Here is a 22,071-nt window from a genome sequence, read left to right as displayed (position 1 = left end):
CATGATGAATGATTCTTTTACAATATATACTTTACTTGTCCTTTCCGGATGTTTGCTGACAGGCCTGCTTTTTGCATGGCTCCTATATCGGCGTACAGAACATCTGGATAAAAGATTGCGCTATGGCCTTGCCGCTGCACGGGTCGTCGTTGTAGCCGGGATAGGATTTTTGCTGTTCTTTCCGCTGGTAAGAAGGGTATCTTACAACCTGGAAAAGCCCATCATTGTAATTGGTCAGGATAATTCTCTGTCTGTTGGGGGCATTAAACCGCTGGGATTTAATGAAAAGCAATATCAGGAAGATCTGCAGAGACTCGCAGATCAGCTGGCTAGATCCTATGAAGTCAAAGTTTATAATTTTAGTGATGGCGTAAGAAACGGATTTGACTTTAGCTACAAAGGCAAACTGACCAACGGTTTTCAGTTCATCGACCGGCTCAATGATGAGCTGCTGAACCGTAACGTCGGGGCAGTGATCCTGGCTTCTGACGGGATCTTTAATCGCGGCGGTAGCCCTCTTTATGATATTAATAAGTTAAAAGCACCGGTCTATACCATTGCACTTGGAGATACTGTGCCCAAAAAAGACGTGCTCATTTCCAATGTCAACCACAATAGCCTTGTATACCTGGACAATGAATTTACGATGGAAATACAGGTCCAGGCATTTGAAAGCAAAGGAGAGGCAACCAGGCTTACTGTGATGGAAAATGGCAGGCAGGTGTATGAAAGTAAAGTTGAAGTAACATCTAATGCTTTTGTGCAGCATGTGCCGGTCAAACTGAAAGCTTCCAGGCTAGGCCTCCGGAAATACACGGTACAGCTAAGTCCTCTTAGAAACGAGATATCTGAGCGAAATAATATACAGCAAGTCTTTATTGATGTGATCGACGCACGTCAGAAAGTACTGATTGCAGCTGCGGCACCTCATCCGGATATCGCGGCTTTGAAAGAAGCGATAGCTTTAAACAAATATTACGATCTTAAAGTTGCCCTTGGGGATGAATTGAATGGCCTGAATGTGAAAGATTACAGCCTGGTCATTTTATATCAGTTACCGGCTGCGCAGGGAGAAGTCAATGCCTTCCTGGGCAAGATACAGGAAAGCAAGGCAGCAGTATGGTATATTCTGGGTGCGCAAAGCGATCTTTATGCGTTCAATCAAATCCAGAAACAGGTAAATTACAATGGCAACCCCGCCACACTGCAAGATGTCTTTGGCTATGCTGATCCGAATTTTACAGCTTTTGATTTGAATCCTTCGGCTGCCAAAATTATAGAGGATTTTGATCCTTTACAATCTCCATTTGGGAAAATAACGGTTGCTGCCAATGCTGCGGTAGCTTTGAGCCAGCGGATAGGGAAGATCAGGACGGGCGCACCATTGCTGTTTTTCGTGAATGACAACGGACGTAAAATAGGGTATCTGATTGGTGAAGGAATGTGGAGATGGCGCTTGTCCGAGGCACAGCAGGATCAACCGGCAGGGGTTTTTAATGGCTTGATATCCAATACCGTCCAATATTTGGCAATAAAGGATGATAAAAGGAAATTTAAGGTTTATACCTCCAAAAATACTTTTGATGAAAACGAAAATGTGCTGATCAATGCGGTTTTGTACAACGACAGTTACGAGACCGTAAATACACCTGATGTGAATGTGCAGCTTAAGAATATGGAAGGAAAGATTTATAATTTTTTGTTTTCCAGAACTGAATCGGCCTATCAGCTTGATGCGGGGACACTGCCTGCAGGGAATTATACTTTTACAGCCTCAACAACGCTTGGTAATAAAAGGCATAGCGCCCGGGGTTTGTTTTATGTAAATGCATTGAATGCGGAATACCAGCAGACTTTGGCCAATCACCAGTTGCTCAACAGCATGTCTGCGCAAACCAACGGCAAGATGTACATGCCCCAGGATTTGCTGAGCATTATGAAGGATATCACCGGTAATGAGCAAATTAAAACATTGAGCTATGAAGACCGCAAGTATGAGGAATTGATTAACTTTAAGTGGTTGTTTGCATTTATCCTCTCACTGCTGACCCTGGAATGGTTTTTTAGAAAAAGAAACGGCGAAATTTAACGATATAGCGTATGCAGATCAGTACAATGGAAGCTATCGAGATTCTGGGGACAATATCTTTTGCGATATCCGGTTCATTCGCAGCTATGCAAAGAAGACTGGATCCGTTTGGGGTGCTGATCATTGCCTTTGTAACTTCTATTGGCGGCGGTACGGTGCGGGATCTGCTGTTGGGTGACACTCCGGTTGCCTGGATGAGGGATGTTAATTATTGCCTGCTCATACTGCTTAGTTCAATAGCAACTATTTTCTTCAAAACACATATCAAAAAATTTAAGGTCACATTGTTCCTGTTCGATTCGATGGGACTTGGATTGTTTACCATTCTGGGCGTTCAGAAAGGAATCAGCTTCGGACTCAGCCCGGGTATTTGCATTGCTTTGGGGACCATTACGGGATGCTTTGGAGGCATTATCAGAGATACATTGTTAAATACCATACCCCTGATCTTTAGAAAGGAAGTCTATGCGACAGCCTGCATTTTAGGCGGCTTACTTTATTTTTTATTGCTCTATTTTGATTTGAAAGAAGACATTGCCAAAGTTGTGGTCATCGCGGCTATTTTCGCATTCAGGATTGTTGTGGTCAGGTATAAGGTGGCGCTTCCGAAATTTGGATATTGACGGGAGCCTGTCAGTCTTTTGGAGCTTGTTTGACGATTACGAAAACATCCTCATTGTCCTTTTTCATGAAGTATTTTTCACGGGCAAACTTTTCTGCTGTTCTTAGATTGGTATTCAACTCGTTCAGGTCTTTTTTTACCTGGGATATTTCCTTTACGTAGAAGTCTTTTTCTTCCTGAAGTTTATTTACTGCTGACCTGTATTCATATTGTGCGATGAAATCGTTTTTATCAAAGAACAGCATCCATACTGCAAATGCAACTACGGCGAGGATATATTTATTGCGTATCAGTTCGAGTAAACGATTCATTTATCAAAGGTAAAAAAAACGGAGTTTTATACAAATGAGTTTATACACTTATCCACATATTGGTTATATTGAGTAAAAATTGATCTTGAACAGGAAAATTAAATCAATCGGCTGGTCTGTACTGGTTTTCAGTACGCTTATTCTATCAGGTGGCTGGTCTGCTCCGCAGGAAAAGACGAAAAAGAGCAGCAGGCCCCTCATCATATTTGACACAGATATGGGCCCGGATTATGACGATGTTGGCGCCATTACATTGCTGTATGCACTGGCAGAAAGGGGCGAATGTGAGATACTAGCTACCATAGCAAGTGATGCGCATCCTTCAATAGCGCCTACTATCGAAGTGTTTAACCGGTATTTTGGGAGGGCGGATATGCCCATTGGTGTTGCATCGACTGGATCGCCGGGCTTCACAGCGGGTAATAACTGGAATGATTCGCTTGTCACCCGTTTTCTCATGAAAAAAAAAGTTGAAAGTTACCCTGCCGCTGTTGAAGTTTACAGAAAAGTACTTGCGAAACAGGCTGACAATAGTGTAACTATTGTCACAGTGGGATTTATATCGAACATCAGGGACCTGCTCAATTCAAAGGCGGACAAATTCTCCGGTCTTTCAGGAGTTGACCTGGTAAAAAAGAAAGTGAAGAACTGGGTGGCTATGGCGGGTGCTTTTCCGCAGGGAAAAGAATTTAACGTAGAAAAGGACGCACAAGCTTCTTTTGAAGCTTTCAGTAAATGGCCAAAACCTATTTTATTTAGTGGGTTTGAGATAGGGCAGCACATCATGACCGGAGCAGGCGTTGCGAAGATGGATACTAATAAAAATCCAGTGGCATGGGCATACCGGTATAACTTAAAAACATACGATAAAAATCCTCAGAGCAATAGGCCTTCATGGGACCAGACGGCAGTTTTATGTGCGGTTAGAGGAGCCGGGAAATATTTTTACGTAAACGGGCCGGGAAAGTTCATTGCAGACGGTCAGGGCTTCAATACCTGGAATCCGGAGATCAACGCAGAACATTATTTCATCACCCACAAATATCCTTATGAAAGGACGGCCGCTATTATAGAAAACCTGATGGGCTTTGAACCATAAACAGCAGGAACTTCCATCCGGAACGGTCCTGCTGTTAAACCTAAATTTTAACCATTTTATGAAAATGATTTGTTGACCACAGGATAACCACTCCCTGTGAACTTATCCCCGGATGATCGTTCCGGAGTAAAGTACCTTAATGTTTTATTTCAGGGCCGAAGGTCGGAAGTAGAATTGTTAATTCCTTGTGTTTGTGATTTTTCAATTAATTATGTCCAATTGTTGATTTAAAACAGAATTTAATTTGGATAATGAGTGCTGCTTGCTTGGATTACAGGAATAATATGCGGTGGGTTCTGTATGAAACAAAAAAAGGCCCGGCTGCATGACGCAGCCGGGCCTTTTAACAGGTATGTCAATAATACTGTTACGATCTATTTTTTGTAAGCGTACTTAAAGTCTTTGCCGATAAAACGTGCAGCAGCTCCAAGTTCTTCTTCAATACGCAGCAACTGGTTGTATTTTGCAATCCTGTCAGAACGTGAAGCCGAACCGGTTTTAATCTGTCCGCAGTTTAAGGCAACTGCCAGGTCAGCAATAGTTACATCTTCAGTTTCACCCGAACGGTGAGACATTACTGAGGTATAACCATTGTTTTGGGCCAGGGAAACCGCATTGATGGTTTCGGTTAACGAACCGATCTGGTTTACTTTTACCAGGATAGAATTCGCGGTAGCCTCATCGATACCTCTTTGTAAACGTTTCACATTGGTTACGAACAAATCGTCACCAACCAATTGAACACGGTCACCTACTCTGTCGGTCAGCAATTTCCATCCTGCCCAGTCATCCTCGCCCATACCATCTTCAATAGAGATGATCGGGTATTTTTCAGTCAGTGAGGCCAGGTATTCAGCTTGTTCTGCGCTGGTACGGACCGCACCTTTGTCGCCTTCAAACTTAGTATAATCGTATTTGCCGTCTTTATAGAATTCAGAAGCCGCACAGTCAAATGCAAGGCAGATTTGCTCACCCGGTTTGTAACCTGCTTTTTCGATAGCTTTGAGGATGGTCTCAACCGCATCTTCTGTGCCGTCAAAAGTTGGCGCAAAACCACCTTCATCACCTACAGCGGTAGAAAGGCCCCTGTCGTGCAAGATAGCCTTTAAGTTATGGAATACTTCTGTTCCCCATCTCAATGCCTCGGAGAAAGACGAAGCACCAACCGGCATGATCATGAACTCCTGAAAAGCGATAGGGGCATCAGAGTGAGAACCTCCGTTTACGATGTTCATCATCGGGATAGGCAATGTATTGGCATTGACACCACCAATGTAACGGTATAAAGGCTGACGGCTTTCCTGAGCTGCAGCTTTGGCGACTGCCAAAGAAACGCCTAAAATTGCATTGGCACCAAGGTTACCTTTATTTTCAGTGCCGTCCAGCTTAATCAGTAAGCTGTCGATCGCATTTTGTTCAAATACATCAATACCTTTCAATTCAGCAGCGATCTTATCATTTACATTAGCCACGGCTTTCAATACACCTTTGCCTAAGTAAACTTTTTTATCACCATCCCTTAGCTCTACAGCTTCGTGCACACCGGTTGAAGCACCAGAAGGTACTGCAGCACGACCAAGAATGCCATTTTCTGTAATTACATCTACTTCAATTGTAGGATTGCCACGGGAGTCAAGTATTTGCCGCGCATGAACATCAATTATTAAACTCATTTTTATTGGTTTTTATTAGTTAATTAGCCTTAGTGTAAAAATTACAATTACTAAGGCATTATCCAAAGTTAGAATAAATTTTAAATTATACGGTTTGATCGGAATATTTTTTCATTAGGGCCTTATTTTCAAGGATTTTGAGCATTATTATTCCCACTTGAATACCTTTACCGCCACTGCGTAGATGCCAATTCCCCAGATGACCAGGATCAGGATCTGATGTTTTACGTCCCACAGTCCTGCTCCCTCAAAGGCCACTTTTCGCATGGCATCGTTCAGGTAGGTCAGCGGCAGTGCACGGCTGATCGGCTGCAGCCAGGAAGGAAATGCATCGATAGAAAAAAAAGTGCCTGACAACAGGAACTGGGGTAAAGTAATGATATTGGAAATAGGAGGAATGGTACTTTCGCTTTTGGCCACACCTGATACGACAAAGCCAAAACCCATAAATACGATCAGGCCAATCAGGGCGAGCAAGAGCATGTTTAATACTGTGATGACACCATGGATCAAGGTAAACTTAAAGAAAAAGTGCCCGATCAGGATGATGAATATGGCCCCCAGTAAAGCAAAGCCAATTCTTGCGATGCCCTCTCCAAATACAATACTGGATCTGCTGACGGGTGTTGCGAAAAAGCGTTTGATCACCAGGTTCTGTCTCAAACTAAAAAACACGAAGGCAGTGCCGAATACACCGGTGCTCAGTAAAGAGAAACCAAGCTGACCGGGAAGTATAAAATCTATGGTCCTGTAGATCCTGCCTTTCACCGTACTTTCGTTGAGCTGAGCCACGGTCGGCCTTACATCTTTGCTGTTCAGCGTGAAAAGGAGGTTGTTCAATACAGATTTAAGGATATTACCTTTATCCAAAGAAGCAGAAGTGTATGTTACATTGGCCATATAAGCCGGTGTACCTGCTTTATTTCTTTGCACCTCAATTACTGCATCATAATTTCCTTTTTCGAGTGCTGTTCTGATCTCAGCAGCATCTTTGTCTTTGACCAGGCGTATGACACTGATGTTTTCAAGCGCCTTTATCACCGGGTTTTGCAGATCAGAACCTGGTGCTACTGCTACGTCTACATGGACACCACCGCCGCCTAAAAATCCAAATACAAGGATAAAGATCAGTGGAAAAGCCAGTGTAAAGACGACCGCCGACGGGCTGCGCATAATGGAACGGAAACTCGCTTTTGCAAGGGCCAGCGTAGCTTTTGTATTACTATAGGATTTACTCATTTTTTTAATTGTCTTCCCGCCATTCTTTGCCGGTGAGATGGATAAAAACATCTTCCAGATTGGCTTTTTTAACTTCTTTTTTTCGTTCAAATCCACTGCTGACCAGGTTGTCGATCAGGTTGTCCGGAGTATCCAGCACGATGATCTCTCCCCGCTCTACAAAAGCCACCCGGTCGCAGAGCTGTTCGGCCTCGTCCATATAATGTGTGGTGAGCACTACTGTGGTCCCGTTATTTCTGATGTCAATGATCAGGTCCCATAAATTACGGCGTGCCTGGGGGTCAAGCCCCGTGGTCGGCTCATCCAGAAAGATGATCTTTGGAGAATTGATCAGCGTAGTAGCGATGGAGAAACGCTGTTTCTGCCCACCTGACAGTGCTTTGTATTTTGCCTTTGCCTTATCCTGCAGGTTGACTTTTTCCAGCATCTCCATGGGTCTGATGTTTACACCATACAGCCCGGAAAAAAGCTCCATGAGCTCAACAAGATTAAGATTGGGGTAATAGCCGGCAGCCTGTAGCTGTACCCCAATGATCCTTTTGATCTTTGACGCTTCGCGGTCTACAGAAAAGCCATCAACCAGCACCTCCCCGGAAGTTTTTTCCCGAAGGGTCTCAATGATCTCCAGTGTAGTGGTCTTTCCCGCTCCGTTAGGCCCTAATAACCCGAAGATCTCATTTTCATAAACGTCAAAAGTAATTCCGTTTACAGCAGTGAAATCATCGTATTTTTTGACCAGATTTTTGACACTTATGATCGCATTAGTGTTATTCATGGCTTAAATGTAATAAGGTTTTATGCGAAAAGAAGTAACCAGGGGTTACTTCTTTTGAAAATATCGGTAAAATGATGTATTTGCCGGGTGAAATTTAGACTACCAGGCCAGTTCGCCCTTTATCATGGCAATAAAATCGTCAAAAAGATAACGCGAATCGTGAGGGCCGGGTGAAGACTCAGGGTGGTATTGTACTGAAAATGCCTTTTTACCCTTTACACGGATGCCTTCTATACTTTGGTCATTTAAATTGAGGTGGGTGATCTCTACCTTATCTGAATTTCTAACTTCGTCAGGAATCACGCCGAAACCATGGTTCTGAGAAGTAACTTCGCAATGGTCTTTGATGATGTTTTTGACCGGGTGGTTCAATCCCCTGTGTCCGTTGAACATTTTCATCGTCCCGATCCCGTTTGCCTCGGCAAGCAGCTGGTGCCCAAGGCAGATGCCGAACATAGGCTTGCCGGCGCCCAGTACCTTTTTAACAGTCTCAATGGCGTAGGGCATTGCCGAAGGATCACCAGGGCCATTCGAGATAAAATAACCGTCGGCACCCCATTTGTCCATTTCTTCAAATGTAGTTTTGGCGGGGAATACCTGTACATAAGCGTCCCTGTTGTCAAAATTGCGCAGGATGTTTTTCTTGATGCCCAGGTCCAGCGCCGCAATCTTAAGTGCAGCGTCCGGTGAGCCGTAGAAGTAAGGTTCTTTAGTGGATACCTGAGAGGACAGCTCCAGGCCATCCATCGAAGGGACTTTTGCAAGTCTCGTTTTCAGTTCTTCCAGATCAGTGATCTCAGATGAAATGATCGCATTCATCGCGCCTTTATTTCTGATATGGCGTACCAGTGCACGGGTATCAATGTCAGAAATGCCTACAATATTCTCATTCTGGAAATAATCCTGTATAGACTCTGAAGCTTCTTTACGGCTAAAGCCGATGTTGTAGTTTTTACAGACCAGACCGGCAATTTTGATGCTGCCTGACTCAATTTCATCTTTATGGATCCCATAATTACCAATGTGCGCATTGGTAGTGACCATGATCTGTCCGAAGTATGATGGATCAGTAAAGATTTCCTGGTACCCGGTCATTCCCGTATTGAAACAGATCTCACCTGTGGTTGTGCCTATTTTGCCCGCGGCTTTACCGTAGTAAACAGTACCATCTGCCAGTAACAAGATCGCAGGTAACTTTATATAGTTAGTCATGGTAATAATGAAAATTTGGTGGTGTAAAAAAAGAAGAATGTGCTGTTATAGAATCCGTTCATTTCGGGGTACAAATATAGGAGATTTGCGTGGTTTTATTTCAATTTTTTTAAATCTCCTTTATTCTCAATTGTAAAACCTAATTTTGCGGGTACAAAACGATAGCGCCATGTCTGTAAATAAAGAAGTTAAACGGATAACCACACACATACTTCAGGAGATGAAGCACAGCGGAGAAAAGATTGCAATGCTGACTGCTTACGATTATTCTATGGCGACCATTCTTGACGATGCTGGTGTGGATGTATTGCTGGTGGGCGATTCGGCTTCCAATGTGATGGCCGGACATGAAACGACCCTTCCTATCACCTTAGATCAGATGATCTATCATGCCCAGGGCGTAGTACGGGGAGCAAAACGTGCGTTTGTGGTTGTAGACCTTCCCTTCGGAAGCTATCAGGGCAATTCAAAAGAAGCTTTAAATTCTGCAATCAGGATCATGAAGGAATCAGGCGCACACGGTGTAAAGCTGGAAGGCGGAACTGAAATTGCCGAGTCTGTGGTACGCATCATCACTGCGGGAATTCCTGTGATGGGACATCTCGGATTGACCCCGCAGTCCATTTATAAGTTTGGAACTTATACCGTAAGGGCCAAAGGGGAAGAGGAAGCTGAAAAACTAAAGACAGATGCGCTGGCCCTGCAGGAAGCAGGCTGCTTTGCCATTGTGCTTGAAAAGATCCCCGCCAAGCTGGCCAGGGAGGTTTCGGAGAGCCTGCACATACCGACCATTGGTATAGGTGCCGGCACCGACTGTGACGGACAAGTGCTGGTCGTGAATGACATGATCGGACTGACCAAAGGCTTTAAGCCAAGGTTCCTGCGTCAGTACCTGAACCTGTATGAGGGGATACTGGAAGCTACACAATCTTATATTAAAGATGTCAAAGCAAAGGATTTTCCTAACGAAAAGGAGCAATACTAAATGCCGGTAACCGATAAGGATATACTTTACGAAGACAACCACCTCATAGCTGTTATGAAGCGTGCCGGGGATATTGTACAGGTTGACGAAACAGGGGATGAACCTTTGGACGAACAGGTAAAAAAGTACCTGGCTGCAAAATACAATAAACCAAACAGTGCTTTTTTGGGCGTAGTGCACCGCCTGGACAGGCCGGTAAGCGGAGTCATCCTGTTTGCCAAGACCAGCAAGGCGCTGGAACGGATGAATGCGGTATTTAAGAACCGTGAAGTCAAGAAAACCTACTGGGCCGTTGTGCGCAACAAACCCGCAAGGCCCTCAGGTACTTTGGTGCACTGGCTGGTCAAGAATCCTCAAAAAAATGTAGTGACGCCACACCAGGCAGAAGTTGCCGGAAGCCAGCGTGCGGAACTCAGCTACAGGCTGCTTGGTGAGCTGGGTGGCTATTACCTGATAGAAGTGGACCCGCTTACAGGGCGTTCACATCAGATTCGTGTGCAGCTTTCGACCCTGGGTTGTCCCATAGTGGGCGATAATAAATATGGGTATCCAAGGGGAAGCCGCAAGGGCAGCATTTGCCTGCATGCGCGTCGCCTGCAATTTATTCATCCCGTGAAAAAAGAACCGGTAAATATCTTTGCAAAACTTCCTGTGGACGGTTTTTGGGAACGCTTTGAGGAATTTTAAGGTTAGTCACAGTGATCTTTTAATTACAAGGCACCCTCGCAAGCACCACCGTATCTCCAAAAGTGAGTTTAGACCTGTCTTTGAACATCACCTTACTGCCTTCATCTTTAATATCGCCATATCCCTCTACCAGGTTTCCGCCTTTCCGTAAAAAGACAATTTCCCTGACCGATCTCATCCCTTCAGCGTCAAAGGTGTATTCAGCGATCAGGGTATCACCTTTCATTTCGCCGGCAAAAGTGCCTGTGCTTTTGTCCTTTTCAAAAAATCTGTAGTTCAGCTCACCGGTATATTCTTCACCGGCTATATTCAGTCTCATGGAAACCGTATCCCTGTTCTTAATATAGACATAGCATTCCGTGCTGTTGCCTTCTGCCGGTCTTGTAGCTGTAAATGTAGTATCTTCAGCAATCAGCCCAGTGCTGTCAGCCGTCTTCTTATCTGACTTTTCGCTGTTGCAGGCGGTTAGCAGGCTCGCTGCCATGGCCAAAAAAAAGAATGATAATTTCATGTTCTGCATTTTTTAGGATTTGGAAAAAGAATACTGCAATTGCCCTGCCAAATTATAATTACCCGGTCCATCCGCGGTTTTCCAGCTGTACTTTAAACGTCTTGTAAATAACTGTCCCTCACATGAAACACACCTGAGTCACACTTTCTTCACAAAAAGGTACCTGTTTGTGGCTTTGGTGTGAAGGAGGTGTGAAGAAAGTGTGAACCAGAATATAACATTACCATATGGATCTATTTTCTTTTCCATGGAACTTTAATGCCAGCCCTGCATAGAAATTTCGTGTTGCTGCGGCGTTAAAATACCTGTTCCCAACAGCATTCAGGTCATTGCCAAGACTGTACTTCTGGTTCAGCAGGTTGTCTGCCCCGGCAAATACCTCTACCGGTGTATTGCCGATCCTGAGGTTCCTCCAGCCTGCTTTGGCCTGGATTAAGTGGTACTTCCGTGCGTAGACAGTGTTGGCATCGTTTAAAGGAATGCTTGAAGTATAGTTGTGCTGCAGAAATACATAAAAATCTTTTGGCAGCAGGATGTCGGCACTGCTGACCACGACTGCCCTGGGGACTCCTGTCAGCGCATTTCCGGAAAAATTATCGGTATTGTTCAGGTATTCTTCAAATTTAAAATGACTAAGGGTGTAAGCATTGCGCAGCTGAAGCCCTCTTATAAAACCAGATGACTTTGCGGGCAGGACCCAATAGGAAAGCGAGGTTTCAAGTCCCCATTGTTTAGTGCCTCCCGCATTTACAAAGTAATCTTTTTCATTCTGATCAACACGTCTCACAATTGCCTGCTTCAGTTTGTAATAATAGCCGCCTACGTCCAGAAAAAGTCTGCCATCCATGGTTTGATACCTGACACCAGCTTCATAGTTCCATCCATATTCCGGTTGTAAGCTGGTGTTCACCACATTATTTGATCCCCGTACTTCTCCAAGCGATGGCGGTGAATATCCTCTGCTGAGGGATGTTCTTAAGGAAAACCGGGGATCAATCAGGTAAGATAGTGCCAGTCTGGGCATCAGCTGCACATGGAAAGTTTTAACCCGCTTTGGTATGGGAACCGGCGAAATGCTTTTATAAGTATATTCGTATAAATTGGCGCTTGCCGAGGTTTCAATAAGCAGTTTGTTAAACAGGTCAAAGTTAAGGTGTACAAATGCAAAACTTCCTGATGCCCTCAGATCATCCGCCTCTTTGATATTCCCGGGGATTCCAAAATCGTTGTCGAAGTTGTCGTAGTTTGTGGAAGTCTGCATGCTTTCCAGTCCGGCGTTGAGTTTCCAGTTTATGTTTTGGGCCTGTCTGGCGTATTCTATATAAGAGCGCAGGCCAAGTGTAAATTCTTTACGCTTTTCATAATTGGTAATGAAAGGGTTTTTAAAATCTGTAAAAGTAGAGAAAACAGACAAGACGTGTTTGAAATGGTCAGTTATGATCCAGTCGCTGGAAACCCCGCCGTAAATGGTCTTGCTGTAAATTCCGGCGTTTTGTTCAATGGCACTTTTGGTTGCAGGTGTGGCGGGCCTTGACGCTTCCGGACCGGCCAGGAACTGCGCGGCAGTCAGTCCTCCGGGAGTGTTGTACCGGAGATCCGAATAGAAAAGAAGTGCCTTTAAACTGGCTTTTTTTGCATAATCGTACTTTTGGAACAGCTGAAAATATTTGCGGTCCATATCGCTGTGGTCACGATAGCCGTCACTGCGCTGATAGGCCTGGGTAATATTGATGGTATATTTTTTAAACTGCTGATTCAATGTTGCATTTTGATGAAATGTGCCAAAAGATCCGCCTTCCATCTTTAGCGTGGCCAGGGTGCTGTCGGCAGGAACCAGCTGCGGCTGTATGAGGACCACCCCTCCGGAGTTTGCACCAAAAATGCTTCCGTGCGGGCCTTTTAGTACCTGCAATGATCCTGCGCCTGCTACGTCCAGTGCGTTGAGGTAACTGTTACCGCCTGCGTCAGTGAGCGGAAAGTCACCAAAATAGATCTTTACATTTCTGACACCAAAAGGAGACCTCAGCAAACTTCCTCTTATGGAGAGGCGGTAACTGCCGGGTGAACGTTCTTCCATCCGGACACCCGATATTGTATTTACAGCATTTACCAATGAATTGGATGGCTGCCTGTCGATGATATTTTGATCGGCGAAGCCTATGCTTCCGGTTGATCTCAGTAAAGGCTGTATGGAAAAGTATGGACGGATGGTTACCTCATTTAATCTTTTTGTGGTGTCCTGTCCTGTTTGCGCAGATGTGATTGCAGCGAAGAGAATAAGGGTGGCGGTTAAAAGTGATTTCATGTTGTGGCAAAGCTAAAATTTTCATCTGTTTATCCTATCTTTAGGCGATTTTAACCGAAAGCACGTTTATTATAGACGATAAGCTTTCAATTTTCATTATATAACCGTATTTATAAAGATATGTCAAATACATCAAAAATTATTTATACCAAAACAGATGAAGCGCCAATGCTGGCTACCTATTCATTCTTGCCAATTGTACAAGCTTTTACAGCCTCAGCGGGTATTGATGTGGAGACCAGGGATATCTCTTTAGCAGGAAGGATCCTGGCAAATTTTCCTGAGTTTTTAAAAGAAGATCAAAAAGTTGGAGATGCGTTGACAGAACTGGGGCAGCTGGCAACTACGCCGGAGGCCAATATTATCAAATTACCAAATATTTCAGCGTCTATTCCGCAATTGGCTGACGCTATTGCGGAATTGCAATCACAGGGTTTTGCTGTTCCTGACTACCCGGATAATGCGCAAAGCGATGAAGAAAAAGCAATTAAGGCAAAATATGGAAAGGTTTTAGGTTCTGCTGTTAACCCGGTTTTACGGGAAGGAAACTCAGATAGAAGGGCGCCTAAGGCGGTTAAGAATTATGCCAGGAATAACCCGCATTCAATGGGTGCATGGTCCCGGGAGTCTAAGACCAGGGTTGCGAGCATGAGTGAGGGTGATTTTTATGGTTCAGAGAAATCGGTAACTGTTGCTGAGGCAACTCAGTTTAAAATAGAGTTTGTCGGCGCTGATGGTGCGGTAACTGAGCTGAAAGGTTTAGCCCCTTTGAAAGCAGGTGAGGTAATAGACAGTTCGGCACTGAGCCTGTCTGCCCTTAAAACATTTGTAGCCAAAGCAATTGGGGAGACTAAATCCGCCGGTGTTTTGTTGTCAGCACACCTGAAGGCAACCATGATGAAGGTTTCTGACCCGATTATTTTCGGTGCCATTGTAGAAGTGTATTTTGCTGATGTTTTCGCGAAATATGCAGAGTTGTTCGCCACGCTGAACATAGATACCCGTAATGGCTTAGGGGATGTCTATGCTAAAATCACTGGAAATGCAAAAGAAGCAGAGGTAAAAGCGGCTATTGATGCTGCAATTGAAAATGGACCTGCACTGGCTATGGTAAATTCTGATAAGGGAATTACGAACCTGCATGTGCCTTCTGATGTGATTGTGGATGCTTCTATGCCGGCAATGATCCGCACATCCGGTCAGATGTGGAACAAAGATGGTAAACCTCAGGATACCATTGCCCTGATTCCTGACCGTTGCTATGCTGGTGTTTATACCGCCACTATTGATGATTGCAAAGCCAATGGTGCTTTTGATGTAACTACAATGGGCTCAGTGCCGAATGTTGGTCTGATGGCCCAAAAAGCAGAGGAATATGGTTCCCATGACAAAACTTTCCAGGCCGCTGCAAATGGCACAATCCGTGTCACTGATGCAGATGGTAAAGTTTTCTTTGATCAGCAGGTAGAAAAAGGGGATATATTCCGGATGTGCCAGACCAAGGATGCACCAATCCGGGACTGGGTTAAACTGGCGGTCAACAGGGCCCGTTTATCGGCTACACCGGCGGTGTTCTGGCTGGATGAAAACAGGGCGCATGACAGACAAATTATTGAGAAAGTTAACAAGTATCTGGCAGACCATGATACTGCAGGGTTAGATATCCGTATCCTGTCGCCGGTAGAGGCTACTAAATTTACTTTAAACAGGATCCGTAAAGGAGAGGACACAATTTCTGTGACAGGCAATGTGCTTCGCGATTACTTAACAGATTTGTTCCCGATCCTGGAATTGGGTACTTCGGCGAAAATGTTGTCCATTGTTCCGCTAATGAATGGTGGTGGCCTGTTTGAAACCGGGGCAGGTGGTTCTGCGCCAAAACACATTGAGCAGTTTATCGAGGAAGGTTATTTACGCTGGGATTCGTTGGGCGAATTTTTAGCCCTGGCTGTTTCACTTGAACATTTGGGACAAACGCAAAACAATCCGAAAGCTTTGGTGCTTGCAGAAACACTAGATCTGGCAACAGAGAAATTCCTGGCAAATGATAAATCACCGGCACGTAAAGTCGGTCAGATAGACAATAGGGGTTCGCACTTTTACCTGGCATTGTATTGGGCGGAAGGTCTGGCTGCGCAAACTAAAGATGCGGAATTGAAGGCCAGATTTGAGCCGCTTGCCAAAGCTTTAACCGAGAATGAAACTAAGATTGTAGCAGAATTAATAGGCGCGCAAGGTAAACCGCAGAATATCGGGGGTTACTATCACCCTGATGATGAACTGGCATTCGCAGCAATGCGCCCAAGCCAAACTTTAAATACTGCGCTGGCAAATTTATAAGATAATTTTTATTTCCATAAGAAGAGCTGTTTCATTAAGTTGGGACGGCTCTTTTTTAAATGAGGGCGTTAAATAATTCAAAACATTTAAAGATATTTTCAGGTTATATCCCTATAAAAACCTAACCATATGAATACGGGTCAAAACAACAATCAGGGAACTGGTAAGAGGACTGATAAACTTCATCCTACTGATCTGGGCGAGACAAAAGACTTTAGTAATTTGTCCTTCAATAAAGATAAAAACAGTTTTGAGTTTGATGTAGCGGACCAGGACACAGGCTACGATCATCCGCTGCCTTACGACACCTCTGCTCCAAACGGAGAGGATAGCATTTCAACTTATGATGAAGCCAATCCTTATAATGGATCTGAGTACAGTGAAGACAAGCAGATTGATGAAAGTTTTGAAAGTGCCGCAATGCGCATCAGTGATGAGGAGGATCTTGAACTGAGCCCTGAAGATGAGTTACTTGGCCGCACTCCGGAAGATGAACGGGACGATCTTGATGATGAAGGCTATCCTGTTAACGATAAGCCCGGGAAAAAGTTTTAGGAGTTGACATCCAGGTTAAACCTTTTTCTCATTTCTTCCAGTTTAGGGTTTTTGTCTACAAGGTATTGGTACCTTTCTACATTGGTATAAAGCCTGTTTACGACAGCGCGCGTTACCTGTTTGCACTGTATGGAGATATTAAAGTTCTTGAGCCTCGGCCTTAGAAAATTTAGCAGGTCGATCATTTCATCCTGAAGCTGTCCTTCCTGTATCTTGTGTTCAACATGTACCGTGATTTCTTCAGGTGTTTCCAGCAGGGGTTCTGAAGCTGTCATTATGGTATACACATTTATTTTTCCGTCTTCTTTTGTTTGATTGGCATACTGGTTCCAGTACAGCATCAGCTGTTCGTAGGTAAATGGTTCTTTAGTGTCTCCATTGATATATTTTGGTTCGTCGCTATCCTCTCCGTTTGCCATGCGCTCAAGGTCTGTTAAGGACGGAATAAGGCTGCTGATCTTTGAATTTGTATTCGGACTAAGTGTTATTTTTCCTGTCGGAGCTGTGCTTAATGGTGTTGGCGCGGGGCCTGGACCAGAGGGCGGCAGGATGTTTTCCGGTAAATCGGCAACCTGTTTTTCTTCGGGAACAGGTAAGAGCTGGCTGGTGTCTTGCCGGGCGGCCTGATGCGCTTCCGGCTCAGCCGGAACCGGAACAACAGCACTTACATTAGTTTTTTTTTTAATCTGATCGTTGTCAGTTGCGGAATTGGGTTGCTGTGCCAGTTGAAGTACCGAAGGTATGTGACACATTTTGATTAGTGTCAGCTCTACCTGCAGGCGCTGGTTCTTACTGTTTTTGTAGTTTAGGTCGCATTGGTTGGCCAGGTTCAGCGCAGTCAATATAAATGAGACTGATGTTTGCTGGCTCTGCCCGATGTATTTTTGTTTGATGTTCTCGCTTACCTCTAATAATTTGGTGGTCTGCGGGTCTTTGGCAACCAGAAGATTCCTTAAATGGCTTGCCAGCCCATTGATGAAATGATTTCCATCAAAACCGTTATTTAAGATCTCATCAAAGAGAATCAGGGCCTTACTGACATCAGCTGAGCTGAGGTACTGGATCAGCTGAAAGTAATAATCGTAGTCGAGTATATTCAGATTGTCTATAACCGATTTGTAAGTTACATTCTTATTGGTGTAACTCACGATCTGGTCAAACATCGAAAGGGCATCCCGTAAGCCTCCATCTGCCTTTTGCGCGATGATGTGGAGGCCATCTGCTTCGACCGAGATCTGCTCACGCAGCGCAATCCTGTTCAGAAGTCCGGAAATATCATCAACCTGGATCCTGTTGAAATCAAAGATCTGGCAGCGTGATAATATAGTAGGCAGTATTTTATGTTTTTCTGTGGTAGCTAATATAAAAATAGCATAGGAAGGTGGTTCCTCCAGTGTCTTCAGAAATGCGTTGAAGGCATTTGCTGAAAGCATATGCACCTCATCTATGATATAGATCTTATACTTACCCGCCTGAGGGGGTATGCGGACCTGCTCTATCAGGCTCCTGATATCGTCAACGGAGTTGTTGGATGCGGCATCCAGTTCATGAAAGTTAAAAGAATGCCCGGTCTGAAAAGATATACAGGATTCGCATTTGCCGCAGGCTTCCTGTTCAGGAGTTAAATTGGTGCAGTTTATCGTTTTTGCCAGGATTCGCGCACAGGTGGTTTTGCCTACGCCGCGTGGGCCGCAAAACAGGAATGCTTGTGCCAGCTGATTGTTTTTGATGGCGTTTTTTAGGGTGCCTGTAATGTGTCCTTGTCCAACAACGGTTTCAAACGTTGCCGGGCGGTACTTACGGGCAGAAACTATAAAATTTTCCATCGCAACGAAATTATAAATTTTTTACGGAGCGGAAGGGAAATGTGAGAAAATAAAAATTGATGTTCAATAGCACCTAAACATGGTAAATAAATTTAACTTTGATTTATCTAAATATACCAGTAATGAAACGCTTACTCATTTGCCTATTTCTGGCTACCCCTCTCTTGTGCCGTTCACAGTCAAATTATCTTAAAGGATATATCATTACGAATACTAAGGAAAAGCTCGAAGGCTATGTTGACTTTGAGGGTGGGCCATTTACACCTTCGGAAATCCGGTTCAAAAAAGATCTGACCATGACTCCTCAGACCTTTACTGTCGAAAATTGTCAGGGTTACGGTATTGAAAACAAGGCGGATTTTAAAAGGTTTACCGTGAGTTTAAGTCAGTCGCCAACCAGGATCTCTGCGCTGAAACATGGCCTGGATACTACGACTAAACGCGGAACAGTTTTTCTAAAACTCCTGCAGGAGGGGAAAAACCTAACCTTATTCTCTTACACGGACGAGATTAAGGAGCGGTTCTATTTGTTAAATAAAAAAAGCAAGGAACCTTATGAGTTATTCAGGGCACTATTTCTGGCACCACGTTCGGCTACTGTTATTGGGGATTTTAAGTTCAGGGACCAATTAATGGCTGAGCTTACAGGCAATGAAGGCGTGGGTTCGTATAATCCTCTTGATTTGAATACATTAAGATATGAAGAGAAAGATTTGTTGAAGGTAGTTTCGGCGATCAATAATCAAAAACCACCTAAAACAAAGATTTCCCGGGTCAAGGTTTTCGCTGGCACGGGCCTGAGCATAAGCAGCGCTACCTATAAGGGCCTCCACGTACTTGCAAACGATGAAGCAGTGACCACACCATCATATGATCCCATACTCACTGCAGGGTTTGATATTTTTCTGGATCCTGCCATGATGCGGTATACACTGAAGGTGGGGACGTCACTATACATGAGTAAGAATAAAATAGTTTCAACCGGCAATTCGATACATAGTTTTGATCAGAAATCATTTGGTCTGGAGCCACAGTTTATATACAGTTTTTATAGCAGGGACCGCTTCAGGGTGTTCGCGGGAATTGGAGCCGGTATTTACTACTCCAGTTACAGCAACAATAAACCTGGCCGTCTTTTTTCGCCTGCTGTACCTGGAGGAGAAGAAGGATTTGAACTGCAGCCGGTAGACTTTAATCCCTTTAACATCACTGCGCTGGGCAAAATAGGTGCTGTAGTGCATAAGAGAATAGAAATTTCGCTGGGGTACATCATTCCTTCAGCGCTAACCAGCTACTCTGCTTACAATGTGCGGATCAAAAGAATGACTTTTGGTATCAATTATCTGTTCGGCAGCTACTAATCTTTTAATTATGTGTTTGATTAATAGAAATTTATTTCTATTTTTGCAACCCGCAATTAAAGCGGATAAAACATAAAAATAAATAAATAACAATGAATCAGTACGAAACTGTTATCGTTCTAACCCCGTTGTTGTCAGAAGAAGTTGCTAAAGAAGCATTAGCTAAATTCAGCAAGATCATTTCTGACAGCGGAGCCGAAATTGTTCAAGAGGACAATTGGGGTTTGAGAAAATTAGCGTACCCGATTGAGAAAAAAGCAAGCGGGTTCTTTCATCTTACAGAGTACAAATCTTCAGGTGAATTGATTAGTAAATTGGAATTGGAGCTTAAGCGTGATGAGCGTGTACTGCGTTTCTTAACCATTAGACTTGACCGTCATGCGGTAGCCTATAATGAGAAAAAACGTAGCGGGGCTTTTAATAAAAAACCTAAACAGGAGGCTGCAGTATAATGGCGAAGGATCAAATACAATATGTTACTGCTCCAAAAGTGGACGATAACAGAAAAAAATATTGCCGTTTCAAAAAGAATGGTATTAAATATATTGATTACAAAGACGCAAACTTTTTGTTGAAATTCATCAATGACCAGGGTAAACTTTTACCACGCCGCTTAACCGGCACTTCATTGAAATTTCAGCGTAAAGTGGCCCAGGCGGTAAAACGTGCACGTCACATCGGTTTGTTGCCTTTTGTTGCTGACCAATTAAAATAGGAGCTGAGAGATGGAAATTATTTTAAAACAAGATATCAAGTCCCTAGGGGAAAAAGATGATGTCGTTTCTGTAAAGCCTGGATATGGCCGTAACTATCTGATCCCACAAGGATTTGCTCAGTTGGCTACTCCTTCAGCTAAAAAAGTATTAGCAGAGAACTTAAAGCAAGCTGCTTTTAAACAAGATAAAATTAAGAAAGACGCTGAAGGTATCGCAGAACGTTTAACTGAGGTTAAATTGTCTATCGGTGCTAAAGCCGGCGAAAGCGGTAAGATATTTGGTGCAGTAAACACCATTATGATCGCTGACGCATTGAAACAACAAGGATTTGATGTTGACCGTCGTCGCATCACATTCGAAACTGAGCCTAAATTTGTTGGTGAGTACATCGCTAACTTAAACTTGCACAAAGAAGTGAAAGTTAAGGTTCCTTTTGAAGTTGTAGCTGAGTAATCTGCTATATCAGATATTAAAAGCGTCCCGATCTTACATCGGGACGCTTTTTTTGTTTAGAATCATTGGCGTAAATCTTACCTTTGGCCGATGACAAAACAAAGACGGGCTAAAGCTAAAGTCAAATCACCGCTTTTAGATAAAATATCTTCGATAGCACTCAAAGTGCTTTTGTGGTTTCTGATGGTTACTGTTTTTTGGGTCTTGGTTTACCGTTTTGTTGATCCTCCCATTACGCTTTTGATGGTCCAGCGCAACATAGAGCGTAACGCCGATGACAAACCCTATAAAATGGATAAGAAATGGGTGGATTTCGGGGATATTTCTGACAATATGAAACGCGCGGCAGTATCTGCCGAGGACCAGTTGTTCTTAAAGCACCTCGGATTTGACGTGAAGGCAATAGAAAAGGCATTTAAGACCAATAAGAAAGGCAAGAGAATAAAAGGCGGGAGTACCATTTCTCAGCAAACTGCCAAAAATGTATTTTTATGGCCTGGAAGATCGTGGATCCGTAAAGGATTTGAAGCTTATTTTACCCTGCTCATCGAAATATTATGGAGTAAAGAGCGAATACTTGAAGTGTATCTGAATGTAATAGAGATGGGAGATGGGATATATGGTGCCGAGGCTGCTGCACAAGCTTATTATGGAAAGTCCTGTCACAAACTGAGCCGGTCCCAGGCGGCCTTAATAGCAGCTTGTTTTCCCAATCCCAGAAGATGGACGCCTAAAAAAGCCACTCCATACATTCGTCACCGGCAGTACCTGATCATGCGCAATATGCGGAGACTGGGGCCACTGGATTTTTAGGATTAGAGCAAGTGGGCAAATATCGTGTTATGCCAGCTTTGTTCAAATGGGATTTCCCACTTAGTCTCAAACTCCTGAAGAGATTGTACCATGTTGTTAAATACAATTGTTTTGGGACCAATGGCCTTTATGTTTACCAGTGTTTCAAAATCCTCCTTGTTTACTACAATAACCCTGTCGTCAAGTTTGTAAGCCATATTGAACCTGTTGAACAGGTCAACCTCATAAGTCCGCTCGATTTCCTTGATGATCCTGACTGAGGAATCAATAGAACACCCGGTAACCCCTGCGGATGCTTCATCAACAATAAATACGATAAAGAAATTGTAAAGTACTTTTGCTTTTGCATTTAGCTGATGGCCATGTGCTTTCCATTGCGCACTAAATTCATCCAGCTGCTGTTGAATAGTTTTCACTTCGGCATTCGAAAAGGCACGGTCGCTCTGGTAGACCCATACTCTGGATTGTGGAGAAAAACTCATAGTTCAAAAATACGAAT

The 22,071-nt window shown here is 43.8% G+C and carries 21 protein-coding genes; 12 read left to right on the top strand and 9 right to left on the bottom strand.

Translation table 11 applies throughout. From position 1 onward, the window contains the following. Positions 1 to 4: 4 nt before the first annotated feature. Positions 5 to 2,089 carry a hypothetical protein gene (locus QEP08_RS14080; RefSeq protein ID WP_285058938.1) on the top strand — a complete coding sequence of 695 codons (2,085 nt, stop codon included), beginning with the start codon at positions 5 to 7 and terminating at the stop codon, positions 2,087 to 2,089. A gap of 11 nt (positions 2,090 to 2,100) precedes the next feature. Next, entirely contained in the window at positions 2,101 to 2,712 is a 612-nt protein-coding gene (locus tag QEP08_RS14075; RefSeq protein ID WP_285058936.1) for a trimeric intracellular cation channel family protein, read from the top strand. A gap of 10 nt (positions 2,713 to 2,722) precedes the next feature. Here QEP08_RS14075 and QEP08_RS14070 read toward each other — a convergent pair whose 3' ends face one another. Beyond that, positions 2,723 to 3,022 carry an FtsB family cell division protein gene (locus tag QEP08_RS14070; RefSeq protein WP_285058934.1) on the bottom strand — a complete coding sequence of 100 codons (300 nt, stop codon included), beginning with the start codon at positions 3,020 to 3,022 and terminating at the stop codon, positions 2,723 to 2,725. 85 nt (positions 3,023 to 3,107) lie between these two features. Here QEP08_RS14070 and QEP08_RS14065 point away from each other — a divergent pair, with 85 nt between their 5' ends. Then, positions 3,108 to 4,121, top strand: a complete 1,014-nt coding sequence (locus tag QEP08_RS14065; RefSeq protein WP_285058932.1) for a nucleoside hydrolase — start codon at positions 3,108 to 3,110, stop codon at positions 4,119 to 4,121. A 374-nt stretch (positions 4,122 to 4,495) separates the two neighbouring features. Here the strand turns inward: QEP08_RS14065 and eno are convergent, their stop codons facing one another. From eno to carA, 4 genes are all read right to left on the bottom strand, one after another. Continuing rightward, positions 4,496 to 5,794 carry a phosphopyruvate hydratase gene (gene eno, locus QEP08_RS14060; protein ID WP_285058930.1) on the bottom strand — a complete coding sequence of 433 codons (1,299 nt, stop codon included), beginning with the start codon at positions 5,792 to 5,794 and terminating at the stop codon, positions 4,496 to 4,498. Between the two features lie 147 nt (positions 5,795 to 5,941). Continuing rightward, complete coding sequence (locus QEP08_RS14055) at positions 5,942 to 7,033, bottom strand: ABC transporter permease (protein WP_285058928.1); 1,092 nt, start codon at positions 7,031 to 7,033, stop codon at positions 5,942 to 5,944. 4 nt (positions 7,034 to 7,037) lie between these two features. Continuing rightward, positions 7,038 to 7,808: an ABC transporter ATP-binding protein gene (locus QEP08_RS14050; protein WP_285058927.1), complete on the bottom strand. Its 771-nt coding sequence runs from the start codon at positions 7,806 to 7,808 to the stop codon at positions 7,038 to 7,040. Positions 7,809 to 7,907: 99 nt separating this feature from the next. Next, positions 7,908 to 9,020 carry a glutamine-hydrolyzing carbamoyl-phosphate synthase small subunit gene (gene carA / locus QEP08_RS14045; RefSeq protein WP_285058926.1) on the bottom strand — a complete coding sequence of 371 codons (1,113 nt, stop codon included), beginning with the start codon at positions 9,018 to 9,020 and terminating at the stop codon, positions 7,908 to 7,910. Between the two features lie 169 nt (positions 9,021 to 9,189). On the opposite strand from carA, the gene panB reads away from it, so the two are divergent. Both panB and QEP08_RS14035 read left to right on the top strand, forming a co-directional pair. After that, the gene (panB, locus tag QEP08_RS14040; RefSeq protein WP_285058924.1) at positions 9,190 to 10,005 is read left to right on the top strand and encodes a 3-methyl-2-oxobutanoate hydroxymethyltransferase; all 816 of its coding nucleotides are present in this window, start codon (positions 9,190 to 9,192) and stop codon (positions 10,003 to 10,005) included. Next, positions 10,006 to 10,692 (top strand): RluA family pseudouridine synthase, encoded by a 687-nt coding sequence (locus tag QEP08_RS14035; protein ID WP_285058923.1) that lies wholly within the window; start codon positions 10,006 to 10,008, stop codon positions 10,690 to 10,692. It abuts the gene before it with no gap. A gap of 19 nt (positions 10,693 to 10,711) precedes the next feature. On the opposite strand, the gene QEP08_RS14030 is transcribed toward QEP08_RS14035, so the two are convergent. Both QEP08_RS14030 and QEP08_RS14025 read right to left on the bottom strand, forming a co-directional pair. After that, positions 10,712 to 11,203, bottom strand: coding sequence for a hypothetical protein (locus QEP08_RS14030; protein ID WP_285058922.1), 492 nt, complete (start codon positions 11,201 to 11,203; stop codon positions 10,712 to 10,714). Positions 11,204 to 11,423: 220 nt separating this feature from the next. Beyond that, positions 11,424 to 13,508, bottom strand: coding sequence for a TonB-dependent receptor (locus QEP08_RS14025; RefSeq protein ID WP_285058921.1), 2,085 nt, complete (start codon positions 13,506 to 13,508; stop codon positions 11,424 to 11,426). Between the two features lie 120 nt (positions 13,509 to 13,628). On the opposite strand from QEP08_RS14025, the gene QEP08_RS14020 reads away from it, so the two are divergent. Then, positions 13,629 to 15,848 (top strand): NADP-dependent isocitrate dehydrogenase, encoded by a 2,220-nt coding sequence (locus tag QEP08_RS14020; RefSeq protein ID WP_285058919.1) that lies wholly within the window; start codon positions 13,629 to 13,631, stop codon positions 15,846 to 15,848. Positions 15,849 to 15,977: 129 nt separating this feature from the next. After that, positions 15,978 to 16,403, top strand: coding sequence for a hypothetical protein (locus tag QEP08_RS14015; protein WP_285058918.1), 426 nt, complete (start codon positions 15,978 to 15,980; stop codon positions 16,401 to 16,403). Here the strand turns inward: QEP08_RS14015 and QEP08_RS14010 are convergent. Further along, entirely contained in the window at positions 16,400 to 18,229 is a 1,830-nt protein-coding gene (locus tag QEP08_RS14010; RefSeq protein ID WP_285058917.1) for a DNA polymerase III subunit gamma/tau, read from the bottom strand. The two genes, QEP08_RS14015 and QEP08_RS14010, sit on opposite strands and share 4 nt — an antisense overlap. A gap of 122 nt (positions 18,230 to 18,351) precedes the next feature. On the opposite strand from QEP08_RS14010, the gene QEP08_RS14005 reads away from it, so the two are divergent. The 5 genes from QEP08_RS14005 to mtgA all read left to right on the top strand — a co-directional run bounded on the left by QEP08_RS14005 (position 18,352) and on the right by mtgA (position 21,572). Next, entirely contained in the window at positions 18,352 to 19,590 is a 1,239-nt protein-coding gene (locus QEP08_RS14005; protein WP_285058916.1) for a hypothetical protein, read from the top strand. 92 nt (positions 19,591 to 19,682) lie between these two features. Next, positions 19,683 to 20,042: a 30S ribosomal protein S6 gene (rpsF, locus tag QEP08_RS14000; RefSeq protein WP_285058915.1), complete on the top strand. Its 360-nt coding sequence runs from the start codon at positions 19,683 to 19,685 to the stop codon at positions 20,040 to 20,042. Beyond that, positions 20,042 to 20,305 carry a 30S ribosomal protein S18 gene (rpsR, locus tag QEP08_RS13995; protein ID WP_131594648.1) on the top strand — a complete coding sequence of 88 codons (264 nt, stop codon included), beginning with the start codon at positions 20,042 to 20,044 and terminating at the stop codon, positions 20,303 to 20,305. The genes rpsF and rpsR overlap by 1 nt, the downstream gene beginning before the upstream one ends. A 10-nt stretch (positions 20,306 to 20,315) precedes the next feature. Next, positions 20,316 to 20,759 carry a 50S ribosomal protein L9 gene (gene rplI / locus QEP08_RS13990; protein ID WP_285058913.1) on the top strand — a complete coding sequence of 148 codons (444 nt, stop codon included), beginning with the start codon at positions 20,316 to 20,318 and terminating at the stop codon, positions 20,757 to 20,759. A 90-nt stretch (positions 20,760 to 20,849) separates the two neighbouring features. After that, the gene (gene mtgA / locus QEP08_RS13985; RefSeq protein ID WP_285058912.1) at positions 20,850 to 21,572 is read left to right on the top strand and encodes a monofunctional biosynthetic peptidoglycan transglycosylase; all 723 of its coding nucleotides are present in this window, start codon (positions 20,850 to 20,852) and stop codon (positions 21,570 to 21,572) included. Positions 21,573 to 21,574: 2 nt separating this feature from the next. Here the strand turns inward: mtgA and QEP08_RS13980 are convergent, their stop codons facing one another. Further along, positions 21,575 to 22,054 (bottom strand): ABC transporter ATPase, encoded by a 480-nt coding sequence (locus QEP08_RS13980; protein ID WP_285058910.1) that lies wholly within the window; start codon positions 22,052 to 22,054, stop codon positions 21,575 to 21,577. Positions 22,055 to 22,071: the final 17 nt, after the last annotated feature.

The organism is Pedobacter ginsengisoli (assembly GCF_030244015.1).
Lineage (GTDB): Bacteria > Bacteroidota > Bacteroidia > Sphingobacteriales > Sphingobacteriaceae > Pedobacter > Pedobacter ginsengisoli.
The sequence above is the reverse complement of the archived record's forward strand: the minus strand, read 5'-3'. Positions and strand labels throughout refer to the sequence as shown.